We start from the raw sequence: 14,507 nt of genomic DNA, 5'->3' as shown, positions 1-14,507 counted from the left end.
GCGTTACAGCTCCCCGGAATCACTATCGAGTTCGCTAACGCGTCCGGCCTGACGCCTGACGATGCGCAGGGCCTCCGCGAGAACGGCCTTCTCCTCCTCGCCCCTGAGCTTACGCTCCCGGAAGTGCCGCGCCGCCAAGAAACGGCCGGCTTCATCGACATCCCGCAGCGACATCATGGGACGCTGACCAACCGGCGCGTTATCCCAGTAGTCCCCCAGCCGCGTCGTCGCATACTCGGTGCGGAATTCATCGATAAGCTGCTTGGCGAGGTTGCGGATACGATCCTCGTAGTAGTCCGGGTGGAACGCGCCGCCGATATGGTCTGCGCCCCGCCCCCGGACACCGAGCGCGCGCACCGCGAAGTCCATGAAATCATCGGCGGCATCGGGCATGTCCGGCCCCGTCAGCAGGCGGTTCACGTCGCTCACGGTCTCAAAAGCAGGAGCGCGGACCTTTTCGCTCTCCGGTTTTTCGCTGAACAGCTTCTGCTCGACCCAGCCGCAAAGCCATGACTGGAACAGACTGGTCAGCACGCGTTCCTGTGCGCTCTCCGCCCAGCGCGTGATAGCCGGTGGGGCGATCATCCGTTCAAGGAAGCGGTGAAATACGTCGTGCGTCTCGACGATGTAGCGGTCGCGCCGCGCGTGGGGCGTCGGGATCAGGAGGCTGAAGCCGACATGCGTGCGTCCTACGCGGGAGGACGCTTGTATGAACTCCGCTATGTCGTTAGGCATTCCCGCGAAAAACATCGCGTTGAACTTGTCCACGTCAACGCCATGAGAGATCGCCGAGGTCGCCACGATATTCCGCAGCGACTGGGAAAGATCGGGAAACGGATCGCCCGGCCCGTTTTCCCCTTCGGCCTCGCGCATGATTTCCTGAATTTCCGCCACGTCGACGCCGCCGGAGATAAGGCGCGTATAGACCTGAACCATGTCGCGCCCGTGTCGGCGATGGAGCTTCGCCACCTCCTCCCTGAATGCGTCGATGACCTGATCGCCACCCTTCTTGTTCGTCACATAGGTGAGCGAAATCCGCATCAGGTCGAGCAGCGTTGGCAGGATGTTGGGGTCCTGACCCGCGCAAGCCTCGATCGCATCGGAATGGAATATGGCAAGGGGCGTATCGGACGTGAGTGCGCCCAGAATGCGGTCGGCCGCATCGTCGCGCCTTGTCTCATCGAGCAGGTCCAGCCAGAGCTCGGTAACTGCGAGGTGGTACGCGGCCAGCACGCTCACAGTCGTAACCGTGTGATTACGCCCGTTGGTCATGATCGAGGCATAGACGCGCATCCACGGCGCTTCGACTTCCGGCGCACGCGGCCCCCCACCACCCAGCCCGCGGCGCTCCGTCCGCGCGGGCGTTGCCGGTACGGCATAGAAAGACCGGTAAATGGACGTACCCGGATAGGGAAAATGCATATGACGCCGCTGGTACAAAGCGCCGAATTGCTGCTCCGGCACGCTCACCGTGGCTGTGGCGGCGACGATTTTCGGAAGGCGCACAGGGCTTCCTGCAGAAGGACCGCGCGCGGCGCGGTCACCCAGAATATCGGAGGTCCGCGCAAAGAGCTGCTCCAACATCGTCTCGAAGAGCCCAGCAAACGTCCCGAGACTCTCTTCCAGCAGATGCGCCTCATCCTGAATGATAAGCGAGGGGAACGAATCAAGAAAAACGTCGCGGCCCTGCTCGTATGCGGGTGCCAGCGGTTCGCAGCCATTGGCGGCCGGACCGTCCCTGAGCATGCGCCGCGTGGGCATGACCAGCCTGCCGGTTTCGCGCTCCTGCCAGCGCGCCAGGCCGAACATGCCCATGACGCGGTTGATGGTGGCAGGGTGCTGACCGATCAGGGCGAGCTTGTCGATCACCCCCAGCAAGACCGCTGGCGCATGGCGGTAGATGTCCCGGTCCACGATCAGGAAAGGAAGGGGACTGTTCTCCGTTGCCGTGTTCCAGCTGCAGGTCTTGTTGAAGCAAACGATCGCGATCTCCTCGTCCACGGGACAGGAGATGCGACGCAATCCGGTATGCTCTCCGCAAATCGGGCAGACCGGAATCTTGTTGAAACTCTCGTTGACCTCCCGGTACGACGCGCTGGTCGTCTCGTCGTTTTCGTGTTTGGGACTGCCCATACGCGGCACCGGATCAAGGCGGTCGTCGTCCGTGCGGTTCGGCGTGTTCCCGCGCCCCACCCAAAAGCCGATTTCGAAGGGTGCGCCCTCTAGCCCTGCCCGCCGGCGCAACAGCTCGGCGCGCATGAGGATCGCCAGCAGCCGCTGTGCCTGTTGAAGTGTGAGAAGCCGGAGCGGGTATCGTATCAGCGCTGTCACGCCGATGCGCTTGCCCCGCAGGCGGTCAAGAAAGAGGTTGAACACGAGCAGGCCGAAAAATGCTTCGGACTTGCCGCCGCCTGTCGGGAAATAGAGGAGGGTCGCGGTTTCCTCGTCGAAGTCGGAATCGAACCATGGCTCTTTTGCATACGCAGGCATGCGCGAGGCGATGGTGGGAATGTGGGCGAGGATGAATGTCAGCTGGAACAGCCGCCAGCCGGTAATGCCCCGCGCGGCACCAGCGTCCTGAAACGCCTGATTGAGAAGCTGCCACGCCCTGTACGGCATCGCTTCCGACGCCGATGCGTCTTCCTTGAATTTGCCATAGGCAGTTTCAAGAAGATCGATGCCAAGAGCAATCCTGCGGACCTCGCGCCGGTAGCTCGCGATATCGCCCTCGAATTTTTTCCGCTCACGCTGGGCTTCGTCCTGATCTTTGACGCCGTGCGCAGGGTCGAGAGTGGATTCTTCCGCCGAAATCCAGTCGTCGTAGGCTTCGATCAGCGGCCGCAACAAGGCCGGATCAAAATCCTCGCCGCCCAGGACCGCGAATTCCGTTGGCACGCCCTCAATAGCATTCGGGACAATGCGGGGCTGGTGATAGCGCGGCATCCAGTTGGTAGCGAGATGCAGCTGGCCGTCGATCTGCTTTTCCGAAACCCCGCAGTTAATGCCGATTGCAGGATAGGAGAGAAAGTCCCGGAAACGGTACGACGCCTCGACACGATCAAGCCTGAGAGGACGATGCACCGCCGCCGGAAGGTCAACCACGATCCGAACCTGATGAATGGCCTGCTCGAAACGTTCGCGCCGGCGGCGGGGAGCGTCCCGGCCGTTGTTCTCAAGCATGATCCGTAAATTGCGGCGGCGCGGATCGCGCAGGTCGCTCTCGTCCTGGATCGTCAGCGACAAACCGTCGAGGTTAGGCGCAATGTCATCAATCACGGGCGCGCTCTTGCGAAGCTCCGTCAGAAAGGCATTCCACGTCTCTTCCGTCCGGAAATGGCTGGGTCGGATGGTGGCCGGGCGATAGGCCCAATCGCGGCCGTCAGCGCTTTCCACCCAGTTCCTGACCGTGGCCTTGACCGCTGCCCGCATGGCGGAAACCCACGCGGCGATGGCAGCCTGCCGGGATTGATTGTCCTCCGAAAGCTCGATGGACAGCGGTTCGAGATTGACCGGAAGCCGGCGCCATTTTTGCGGAATGTCCACGTCCTGCGCGGCGTTGTCGTTGTGAAAGATGTAATGGCCGCGCGGCGTATGCAGGCGGCCGCCGATCTCCTCATCCGTGTCGTTATCTTCCCCGTTCTCCGTCTCCTGATCGGCATCAGTGTCGTCTGCCACGTTCTCCTCGGCATCCGCCACCATACCGTCTGGAGACACTTCGACGCCGTTTTCTCCGAGAAGCGCGCGGTAAATCTCCTGCTGAAGCTCCCGATGGGAACGCCGTTCCTCTTCCGGCTTCGCGGCCTCGGATACTTTCGCTTCCGCAAGGCGCGCCTTCATTTCATCGCGGATATGCTGCTCAAGGTCCCGGCGAAGGGGCGGATTCGGAAATAGGTCGAGTTCAGGCCTGACAAGTTCCTTCCAGTCGGGGAGCGCGCGGATATAGATCGCAAAGCGCGCTTCGACGGTGAGCTGGCCTTCCGCGTCATCAGTAATCTGAAGATCAAGTCCATGCGTACTCAGATGGATGTCCGACGTCTCGTCCTGCTGGCCGGTCTCCTCGTAACGCGGCAGTAAAAAACCCGAGACAAAGCGCAGCGACGGCTTCGTGCCGTAAACAACCTCCCCCTCATCGCCCGCGCCGCTCACTCTCTGCCACGTGAGGTTCAGCAGCGCGTCCACAAGACCTTCCTTGGCGTCGCTAACGCGGCTGGCCACTTCCTGCGGAAGCTTCATGTCGGAAATCCTGACCATTACCCTGCCTCCAGTTCGTTGGATTCCACGGTGACCACGTGGTGTTCGGCTGTCTCGTAGATGCGCCAGACATCGTGCCGCCGCGCTTCGGGAAGCCGGGACGCCGTGGCGTGCGGATCGACAAGAATACCCATAAAGACCTGATGGAACGCCGCGCCGCTGCGGATACGCATCGAGCGGGTCCAGAAAATTCCCCAGTCCCAGTAATGACGGGCAACATCTTCGCTGATCCCCAGCGCCGACATGAAAGACAGATAGTGCTGGCGGTTGCGCGGCGCTTGCGGCCTCACTTCATTACGCGGCGCGTCGATCAGAGCGGCCACGTCTATCCAGTGCCGCACGGCCTGAACGGTCGGCAATTCCAGATCAGGATTGTTTTCGCGCATACGTGCGCGAAGGGCGTGCGCCTTCGAGGTCATGTCCGCGCCGGGCAGTTCCTGCACGGTATCTGCCACCGCCTTGTGATAAAGGGGCAGGATGTCCGAAGCATTGGCGGAGAGATTGAGCTTTTCGCGCGCCATGCTGACAAAATCGGAGCTGAAGACACATATCTGGTCGCCGGGTACGAGATCCTTCGCGACCTTTCTTGAAAAGACCTGCAAGGCTTCCGGATCATAGGCCGCCATTTCGGAACCGTCGAACGCCCGGATTTCAAGATCCCCCGATGTCCTGATGAGCCGCGGTGAGCCGGAACCGCAGGTGCTGGCGGTCGTCAGATCGAGCGTCCCCAGTCGCGGTAGCGCTGGCGGCGTGTCGAGATCGGGCACCTCCACGCTGTGCCCCTGCAGGACCCGCGCGAATTCGGTTTCTACGGCCGCGAGCAAGTCGAGAATGGGCGCGGCGCCCTCAAGGTCACGCAGAATATGGATGCGGCGGCGCGCCTGCTCGGCGAGGGCGAGGTTGGCAAGAATAATGACATTCTGGGGCAGCCATGGCCGCATAAGGACATGAAGGAGATCATCCGGGAAAGGCTCCACGAAGACGATCCGGTGGAAGAGCTTCAGTTCCTGCCCATCGAGTTCCAGTTCTTCGATAGCCTCCCGGCGATCAACCAGAAGCAGCTTGCGCCCGACATGTCGCGAAATCGCCGGATCGGAATCCAGCCGCCACTCGGCAAAACCACGCAGCAACTCGCTCGAAAAGACGACAATCGAGCGCGTTGATTTCTGCACCAGCTCGCTGATGCACTTGTCAAAGAGCTTGCTTCCCGGATTGTCGGAATCGGCAATCTTGCGGAGCTTGTCATACGCGTCGAGAAACTGGGACAGGTGCTTGTGATTGACGCCGGCAAGTCCCTGCTGGAGGGCGGACTGGATACGGCTTCGAGGGGCCAGAGGGTCATAACGTGCCCCCATCTTCTGGCGTTCATAGCCCTCATAGTTCTCGATCAGAAAATCATGAAACTCTTTCGGTGAGCCTGGCAGACCGATCAGGTTCTGGGCTACCTGCATGGCGGTGGTGACGGCATCCGCGATTTCGTCATCCCCCGATGCCAGGAGAGCTCGTCTGAGCTTCAGGGCTGACTCGACGATCTTGAGAACGTCGGAGCCGTAAACCTCGGCTTTCAGCGCCGACAGGGCACCTGGACGAATGACTTCCTGTTCCAATGGATCAGGCTTGGGATGAAGAACCAGCCGCGCGGCTTCCGGCCTTTTGTCGCGAGCGCCGCGCGTGCCGCGACGCTGCTCATAGTCCTTGATGATCTCCCACCTGAGGGAGCGGAGTACAAACACATCATCGGTGACGGCAAGGATCGGCGGCGCCTGCGAAGCTGCATAGAGATCGCAGGTGGTGGCAAAAAACCGCGTGAGAGATTGCCTCCAGCCCGCGCCCAGCCGATTGCGGCCCCGGTGGGTGAGATCAAGTAGAACGATGTCAGGCACTCGGCCGCCGTGACGCGGATCAAGGCCCGCATCCCGCAACAATTTCACGCGCACAGCGTCAGCGTGAACGCCGAACAGGAAAAACGGCGTCTTTGAGGGATCTGTCGCGGCCTCGATATGTGCTGACTGATCGCCGATCCATGTATGGCGTCTCAGCCGCCGCAAAAACTGATCGCCGTAGGGCCGAAACCCGGAATTTTGCACGCCGTGTTGGGGGGTGATTTCAAACAACGTTGGATGGACGACGCCCGGATCGGCCTCCAGTTTCGCCTTGAAGCGCTTATCCTTCTTTCCGCTGGAGAAGACATGCTTGAGGCTATGGAGGGCCATCAAATAGCCGAAGACGGGACCGGGAGCGGACAGCGCCCGATTGAGCGCGGGCAACGTCGTCGCCGAAAGAAAATCCCGGTCGACCAGAAGCGTTCTTTGTGTGCCGCCGACGCCGCGGCTCCACGGGAATAGCAGTGTGGCGAGCGGCGTTTGATCGCAGGTTCCGATCCGGCCAAGAGCCGCCAGCGCGTGGAAGACGGCCACGCCGTCCGGACGTTGAGGCCAGAGCAGCAGCGCCTCGCTCGTTCCCGAGCGGATTGCCTCGTCAAACCGGTGCAAAACCTCTTCTGCGGAAGCGCCAAGATGCTGGACATCTTGCGGTGCGCTACGCCGCCGCAAGGGTATCCCCGTGTAGGCCCCGGCGGGCTCGGGTGCCGGGGAAAGTGAGGCGTTCGGGCTAGCCGTCATCACCGCCCCCGCCATCTGATGGTGTCGCTTGGCTCGCAGCGCCGGAAAGCGAGGAAGCGTATGCCTGCACCGCGGCGGCCTCATCATCCTTGATGACCGCGAACGCTTCGCGGACGGCATCCGGGGTTGGCAGCGGGAGCTGCCGTAGCGCTTTTGTGGAAACACTGACCGAACCCGAGATTCGCCGGAACCGGGCGTCCACCGCTTCCGTATTGAGAAGCCGGCATAAGGTTTTAAGCGTGATCGCCTGCTTCTTGTCAGGATCAGGAACTACGATGATCGTGTGGTTCTCGCTCACATATCCCCGGCCGCCCGGCACCAGCCTTTTGCGAACGACACCGGCGATGATCCGGCGCTTCTGCCTTCTGTTTGTCGTCCGCTGCAAAAGGATAGCGTCGGAAGCAATCAAAGCCGTGCTGTCCTTCGCGATCCTCACCATGCCGATACGGTCGGTAGCGGAGTCTCTGTCATAGGGCTGGCAAATTTCGTTCGGACGAATGTTATGAGCCCAGAACAGGGGAACCTCGTTCGCACGGGGACTGAAGCCGGCGCGATAGCGTTCCTTTTCTCTGTTCCATACGAAATATCCTGTTTTGACCAGGTATCCGTAGGCCGCCAGTGTCTCGAGACCGTCCTGAAAAAGGCAGTCGTCGAGCTGCCCGTCAGGCAGGGCCCAGATGCGGTCACCCGGCTTCTTGGGAAGGTCTATCTGCCCCAGATGGCGCGGCGGCTTGCCGACGGTCAAAAGAGCGCTTTCGGCCAGTACTGGCGGCACCTCAGGAGCGGACTTCCTCAATACGAGCACGCAGACATCGTACAGAACGTCCATGAAGAGGTCGCTGCGCTTGTCGATCGGATCAACACGGAGCACCTCTGATTGTTCGAGAATGCGTTTTCTCAGAGCCGCAAAATAGGCTCCCCCCACGAAAGACATGGGGACGATAAGACAGACGATTCCGCCCGGACGCGTGAAGCGCAGGGACTGTTCAATGAATAGTGCGTAGAGATTGACGTAGCCGTCGGTGACGACCGAAGCGTATTCCGACAGCAGGGTGTCAGACGGTCTGAACACGCGCCCGTAAGGTGGATTGCCCACCACGGCGTCATAGAGTTCCTCGGGAGGTGCGAGCTTTAGCGTATTTGCGCGCTGAATTCCGACCCGGAATTCCCGCTGCGCCTCGGCCAACTCTGGCCAGAGCAGGTCCGTCAGAAGTAATCGCGATAACTGGGCGAGGCGCGGCTCTATTTCCACGCCGGCCAGAGAGGTTTCGACAATACGAAGGATCGTTTCCGGGTTTGTGTAGCGCGCGCGTTCGGCCTTCGCAATTTGTGCCGCCAGCGGCACGAGGAACGCTGCGCCGCCGGAAGCGGGATCGAGAATCCTATGCTGACCCGGCTGTACCCCGGATTTCGCCAGAACATCGAGCACGTACCGAACCAGATGAGGTGGTGTAAAATAGGCGGCGAGACGTTGCCTTCTTCCGCTCGGCATGAGGAGCGCATACAGACTCGATATCCAGTAGTGCTTTTCCGTATCGGGCAGATCGACGAAGAACTGCCGGGCCGCTTCGTTCTTCAGACGATCGGCCATAACCGCTTCGCATGCGGAGAGTGGAGATACGCCGTCGGCTCGAAGCGATGCCGCAATCCGCCTCAGGTCGTACAGCCGGCGACTAATCGTCTGCTCGGATGCGTCCTCCTCCTCCGTCGGTGAACTCGCGACCGGATGCAAACCCGGTAAAGCATAGGCAGCCTCGGGCTCAGAGCGCGCCAGCCTTCCCTGTCGGGAGTCCTCCATACGGATCAAACTGTTCCCTCCTCGCCATTGGCCAACGCAAGCTCGCTCTCGCTATGTTCGAAGGCATTTGCGTAGCTCTGCACGTCCGCCGAGGTACATCCTTCTTCTAGAAGAGCTCGTTTCCAATTCCCCGCAATTGTTTTGGCTAGACGAAACGCTTCAAGCTTAGCGCTAGCCAGTGTTAGATCAAAAAACTCGCATGCTTCGAATGCAATATCTAGTGAGGCGTCGAACGATCCACCTTGGATTATGCCGGTTTCCAGTATTCTGTTCCGTGAGGGGGAGGGATTGATGTCGAAAGCCGGTGACAGTCGCCACCGATCTCCTCCTGCGTAGATGAAGCCATGGTTCTTTAGATGGTCGTCCTTGTTGGATACGAGAATCGTGAAGACGATCCGCCGCCAGAGTTCATGCAGATCGTCGGAGGGCTTGCTCGAAATCTGGCGGATTACGTCGGCGATGTCCGTGTAGAACCCACCTTCGTCGCTGTCCCAGTCGAGCGCGGTCCGAGCTGAAATGTAGGGAATTCGTGTATTGCCGCGGCGGTCGAACCGTCGGATCAGCGCGATCGGGCTGTCGCTGTCGCGCATCTCGAGTCTTGCTTCGGCGACTCGCAAGCTGCATTTCGCCGCCAGCTTCAGCGTGGCGACCTCGACGCGCTCGACTGGCTTGGTGTCCTGGGCTGAGGTGAACTTGGCGATCCACAGATGTCCATCGCCTTCGACATTGGCTTTCGGGCGGGCGCCGCCGAGCGATCCGGCGACACCGGCCAGATCGCGCACTTCTTCCTCCGTGCCGCCGGGATCGCGCTCGAAGCGGTGCGCGAGCGCTCGCAGGCGGTCGAGCTCGACCAGTCGCGGGATCGGCGGCGTCAGGTCAGATAACGACTCCATGTCGTCCCCGAGAAACCGCAACGCGCCCTGCCGGGTGCGGTCGTCGGACAGCACCAGATAGTCGAACTCGCTGAGACCACCGCCCAAGGCTTTGGTCATTAGCGCCCGTCCCCAAGAATCCGGCGCGGCGTCGGAAAAACAACCAGGTAGCGCCGAACGGCGATCGCCGCGGCCTGCGCTGAAATGGCCGCCCTCACGCAGAGGCAGGCCGGGAGAGAGCGCGAAGCGGTCGGGCGCCGCCAACCACTCGGCGGCATACTCAAATTGTGAATGCTGGCGCCGGCCGTCGGTCTCGAACCGCAGACGGCCAACGATACGCTTGCCTTCGCCGAGGGCGACGATCGCTTCGGGCATTAGAAACCGACCCCTTCATCATCGTCGCTACCGTCCGGAAGAGTGTTTTCCCCCTTCGCAGATTCAGCGCGTCTTGAGCCTCGCTTCCGGTCGATCCGCTTGGGCAGTGCCGCTCTGTCGAGCAGCAGTCCGGTATCGTCGGACCCTGGATCGAGGAAGTCCGAAATCCGCCCGATCTCGCCGAGCACCAGGCATGCCATCGCCAGTGTACCAATGCTGACGCCATCGTCCCCCTTCTCTAGGCGGCTGATGGTACTCTCGGACACACCGACCCGTTCGGCAAATCCCTGCATGGAGATGCGCCGCTTCAAACGGGCCGTCTTGATGTTCGCACCCAGAGCCTCAAGGGCTCGCCGCGCGTTCAAGGAACTTATCTTAACCGCCATATCTGATGCCCATTCAGAATTTAATCGTCAGATATGACTGTTATCAGAATGTTCAAGTATATGCAACTGCTGGGCGCGGGAGGGATACGAATCCGATCGGTCAGTGGAGAGACGGGTGCTCAGTCGTCGAAAAGGACATCCAACGTGGCGTTCTTCGTTGCCGATAGGACATAGGCGAAATGGCGAGCCCTCGTTAACGAGACCTGCAGCAGTCGCCGTGTTTCCATGTAGGGCGGCTCCTGGTCTCTCCCCCGAAATGTCCTGTGCTGGTCCTCGATAAGAAGGACGGCATCGTATTCCCGGCCCTTGAGCTGATGCATCGTCATAACGCTAATGCTCGAGACTTCGCTATGGCTGTCCGTCATCTGATCTTGCAGGATCGCATTTTCCAACGCGGCTTCGGCGCCGGCGTAGGTTCCAGTCTGCTTCCACAGCTCCGCCAGTTGATCCTCGATTGCCGATCCACGCCGCAGCAATCGGAGATACCGAGCATGATCTCCCGTTCGTTTCAGTTCATCCGCGTCGGCCCGCTCCAGGGCGCGGCGGACCAGGAGCCAGTCTTCGGTCGGTGAGCCTGAAAATCCGTCGGCATCGATCGCATCAAGTGCGACCGTCAGAGCGGTGACGCATTTCGTGACTGGCACCTTTCCGTCACGGCACTTCCCCGCCCAGCCCAACAAGCGATCGGATGTCTTGATCGCTGTCTTCTTTCCGGAGGAACGGAAAACGGCGCTGATCCTTTCCAGCGCACCGGCCAGCCTTTCACCTCGCGGGTCGTGCTGCGACGCCAGCAGATAGGCGATCACCCGCGATGCAAGGGTGATCTGCATCTGGTCGAACATCACGTCGTGCGGAACAGGCCCGTGCTCCTTCACGCCTAGCGTGAGTTTTTGTGCCAACGCATCCGAGATCAGGCGCACCATCGTGCGACTGCGAGCGGCGACCGCCACCGTGATTTCGCGATGTCCCGCTCTCTTCACGGTCTCGTTCCACGCCTTGATGAGCCCGACGCGAACGCCAATCGCAAACTGGCCCGGCCGAAACCGCTTGAATGCAATGTCATCGGGCAGTTCAAGACGGACATCGGGAGACAATAGACCACGGGCGTATCCAGCGATGCCCGTTGCCGGGCTGCGATTGTTCTCGTTCTGAAAATCGTAGGTGGCCGCGCCCAGCGTTTCGGCAAACTCATTCATACGCTTGGGGCTGACACCCTTTCGCCAGGCGTAGATTCGCTGCTCGGTGTCGCCGAGAGCGATGATCTCGGCGTTCTCCGACAATGCCCGAACCAGTCTCCATTGATCCTCATCGGTGTCCTGGAACTCGTCGACCAGGATCAGCGGATGCGCCGAGCAAAAGCAATCGCGAACGATGGCAGATCTCTCAAGAATATCCGCGGCGCGCGGCGCGAACTGATCGTAGGTGGCGCGACCATCTTCCTGAAACAGCCGATCTTCCTCGGCAAGCCACGCGTCATCATCCAGCCCTGCTCGAATGACGGCGGCGTCCTGCGCCGCGACGATCCCCAGCTTTCGCTGTGATGACAGCAGATAGCCATGAGACTGCAGGATGTCCCATGCGAATGAATGGTAGGTCTTGATTTCAACCTGGCGGCTGACTTCGCGCGTCAGGACGCTGCCCGCGCTTTCTAGAATGCGCCGAATCGCGGCGTTGGAGAAGCTGAGAAAGAGGACCGATTGTTCCGGCTGCAGTCGCTCGAGGACCATGCGTCTCGCCTTCAGGAGAGCGATGGTCGTCTTGCCGGAGCCGGGCCCACCCAACACCAACATGTGACCCGCATTACCCAGAATGGCACGGCGTTTATCGCAGAGGTCGAAGCGGCCTTCCGGATTGGTCATGTCTCGTCGTCGGGCGCTTCTGGATCATCATCTTTGTCTTCATCATCATTTCCATCACCGGCGGAAAGCTCGTTGGGAAGATCCCCGCTGATGCGCTCCAGAGCTTCGACGATGATGGCTGGCAGATCCGCTTCCGTACAAAGTTCGACCAGCCGCTGCGCATAGCCGGCACCCTTCCGGGCCTTGAGAACCCTCTTGCAGAGTGCCTGTACAACTTCGTCATCCGCACCGGGGTCATACTCGAACAGGCTCGCGTTCTTTGCGTTGTACGGATAGTCGTCCCACTCCGAAGCCTCGACGAGGAATGTGCGGATGACGTCGACCGTTATCTCGTCGGCAAGCAGATACTCGATCCCTGTCTGCTCCAGCTCCCAGGCCGCATCGAAGACCTCCATTATCTCCTCGCTGATCGCTTCATTCTTCTGTCGGTCGTAGAAGGCGTAGGTCTTCAGGCCAAGGCCAGAGAAGAACTCGCCGTAGCGCAACAGCCCGCCATCCCCCTCGCACTGCACCACCGTGACGCCCGACAGATCAAGCGGCGTGTACGCGCCCTCGGCACGATGCCTCTCGAGAATGGCGGAAGCGGAGTAGATCGCTTCGCTGTCGGAAACACCCTCTACGCAAAGCACACCGTTGCCGAGCATGGCTTCGGCGAGGACGCGGCGAAGGTTTCCCCGATAGGCCTTGGCCTTGATGCCGGTGACTTCGATGCGGCGGCCTGCGACCGTCCCGCCACCGCCCCTTTCCAGAAGGATGACGTTTTCCGGATCGTATTGCTCGAGCACGAACGGGGAATGGGTCGTAAGGATCGACTGATCCATTTCCCTTTGGAGAAACTGGACAATGCGGCGCTGCGTGTGCGGCGGAATCGCGATCTCCGGTTCCTCCATCGCGAATATCACGTTGGACTTGAGGTCCGCGATGAACGTCAGGAGCGAGAATACCATCGAATTGATGACACCCGACCCCAGACACCAATACGGAACAGGCGTGTTCGAGCGCTCCGAGGAACCAAACAGTGTAATCGAGCGACGCAGGCTCTCTCGCGTCAACGCGGACGGATACAGGCGGAAGGCACGATCATCATCGGAAAGACCCACGAAACGGCGCACGCGGCTGTCGACTTCGTCCAGGATCGCTCTGAGCTGGGGTATGGCGTCAATCGCCGGATCCAGATCTTCCATTGCACCGAGCGTCTGCTCCCACATGGCGGAGCGATCATCGTCCTTGAGCTTCAAGATGATGTCGAGCAGGGAGCCGCGTTCCAGGCTGAGAGCCCTGGAGCCGGTCCTCAGCGCGCGAAGATAGATGAAACCGAACTGACGTTTTGCGGGGCGCGTGACCCTGGCGCGTCGGGTTTCATCGTCCGGCGGCGGACTGGCGAAGTAGGTCTCCGCACGGAACTCGTCCTCCTCAATGTCGTAGACGCCCTCGAACCTGATCCGAAGCGCCGGCACGACATCGTCGGCCTCGACATCTTCCGGCGTCGCTGTCTCATCCAGCAGCGTGTTCGTGGTCGTGTTCCAGTATTCGCGGTGGGTTCGGAACTTGGTAAGCACATCAGCAGTAAGACCGGTGAGTACCACTTCCAATTCGATGACGATGGGGTCGCCGTCATCATCGAGGTAACGGCGCGCGAAGAAGTCATGCTCGTCGATCGGTGATGCCCGCGACAAGCGATCCGGACCGAGCAACAGGTCCAGGGCTTCGCACATCGTCGATTTCCCGACGCTGTTCCCGCCGATGATGACCGTGTGACCCGGGAAGATCACCTCACCGTCGGCAACGCTTCGGAAGTTCGACAGCCTCAGTCGGCGTATTCTCATTTCCCGTTCCCCCCACTCCCACTTTCCAAGGTTCCGCAAGGCGCGGGAATCCGTGTGTCTCAAGGAGGTCGTGGACTCGTGCTGAGATCGAGCTGGACCACCGATATCTATTCTCTCACCTTGCCGTCCACCGTGTGAGGCTATGTATCATACAAACAAAAGACAAACCGGACTTCCGGTTAACAGTACCTCCACAAGTATAGCGATGAAACCTCTGCACTTACCGATGGAAGCAGAGCAAATGTCACTGCATTCGAGATGCAGCGCGACGTCGTCCGAGAGCGTTGGCGCCAGAAAGAACCCGTCCCGATCCCCATGCACATACCGTCCAGTTGCGAGCGGCGAACACGGTCCCCCGGTCCCCAAACCGGGAGGGCATCGATATCGGCTGATTGGAATTCAACGACCCGCAAATTGGAAGCCGCTAATTCGCGGTCTGAAAGCCAGGAGGGGAAGGCCTTCCCTGCGGCCGATCCTGAAGTCTCGGCCGACCCCTTCGAGCGGGGAGACCCCGCAACG

At 60.5% G+C, this 14,507-nt stretch carries 7 protein-coding genes; all 7 read right to left on the bottom strand.

The genetic code is table 11. The features are described from left to right. Positions 1-3: 3 nt before the first annotated feature. Positions 4-4,233 (bottom strand): DEAD/DEAH box helicase family protein, encoded by a 4,230-nt coding sequence (locus V5F89_RS04070; protein ID WP_338446976.1) that lies wholly within the window; start codon positions 4,231-4,233, stop codon positions 4-6. 17 nt (positions 4,234-4,250) lie between these two features. Continuing rightward, positions 4,251-6,887, bottom strand: a complete 2,637-nt coding sequence (locus tag V5F89_RS04065; RefSeq protein ID WP_338446975.1) for a hypothetical protein — start codon at positions 6,885-6,887, stop codon at positions 4,251-4,253. Continuing rightward, on the bottom strand, positions 6,862-8,463 hold the full coding sequence (locus tag V5F89_RS04060) for an Eco57I restriction-modification methylase domain-containing protein (protein WP_338446974.1): 1,602 nt from the start codon (positions 8,461-8,463) through the stop codon (positions 6,862-6,864). The genes V5F89_RS04065 and V5F89_RS04060 overlap by 26 nt, the downstream gene beginning before the upstream one ends. Positions 8,464-8,675: 212 nt before the next feature. Next, entirely contained in the window at positions 8,676-9,917 is a 1,242-nt protein-coding gene (locus V5F89_RS04055; protein WP_338446973.1) for a type II toxin-antitoxin system HipA family toxin, read from the bottom strand. Next, on the bottom strand, positions 9,917-10,303 hold the full coding sequence (locus V5F89_RS04050; RefSeq protein WP_338446972.1) for a helix-turn-helix transcriptional regulator: 387 nt from the start codon (positions 10,301-10,303) through the stop codon (positions 9,917-9,919). Before V5F89_RS04050 ends, V5F89_RS04055 begins: the two co-directional genes overlap by 1 nt. A 119-nt stretch (positions 10,304-10,422) precedes the next feature. Next, positions 10,423-12,162: an ATP-dependent helicase gene (locus tag V5F89_RS04045; protein WP_338446971.1), complete on the bottom strand. Its 1,740-nt coding sequence runs from the start codon at positions 12,160-12,162 to the stop codon at positions 10,423-10,425. Next, positions 12,159-13,988 carry an ATP-dependent nuclease gene (locus V5F89_RS04040; RefSeq protein WP_338446970.1) on the bottom strand — a complete coding sequence of 610 codons (1,830 nt, stop codon included), beginning with the start codon at positions 13,986-13,988 and terminating at the stop codon, positions 12,159-12,161. The genes V5F89_RS04045 and V5F89_RS04040 overlap by 4 nt, the downstream gene beginning before the upstream one ends. Positions 13,989-14,507 lie beyond the last annotated feature (519 nt).

This window comes from Pelagerythrobacter marensis (assembly GCF_036700095.1).
GTDB lineage: Bacteria > Pseudomonadota > Alphaproteobacteria > Sphingomonadales > Sphingomonadaceae > Pelagerythrobacter > Pelagerythrobacter marensis_A.
The sequence above is the reverse complement of the archived record's forward strand: the minus strand, read 5'-3'. Positions and strand labels throughout refer to the sequence as shown.

Excerpts from the sequence above, each read along its gene's own strand:
- V5F89_RS04060 (WP_338446974.1), bottom strand. The coding sequence starts at position 8,463 with ATGGCCGATCGTCTGAAGAACGAAGCGGCCCGGCAGTTCTTCGTCGAT.
- V5F89_RS04065 (WP_338446975.1), bottom strand. The coding sequence starts at position 6,887 with ATGGCGGGGGCGGTGATGACGGCTAGCCCGAACGCCTCACTTTCCCCG.
- V5F89_RS04050 (WP_338446972.1), bottom strand. The coding sequence starts at position 10,303 with ATGGCGGTTAAGATAAGTTCCTTGAACGCGCGGCGAGCCCTTGAGGCT.
- V5F89_RS04070 (WP_338446976.1), bottom strand. The coding sequence starts at position 4,233 with ATGAAGCTTCCGCAGGAAGTGGCCAGCCGCGTTAGCGACGCCAAGGAA.
- V5F89_RS04055 (WP_338446973.1), bottom strand. The coding sequence starts at position 9,917 with ATGCCCGAAGCGATCGTCGCCCTCGGCGAAGGCAAGCGTATCGTTGGC.
- V5F89_RS04040 (WP_338446970.1), bottom strand. The coding sequence starts at position 13,988 with ATGAGAATACGCCGACTGAGGCTGTCGAACTTCCGAAGCGTTGCCGAC.
- V5F89_RS04045 (WP_338446971.1), bottom strand. The coding sequence starts at position 12,162 with ATGACCAATCCGGAAGGCCGCTTCGACCTCTGCGATAAACGCCGTGCC.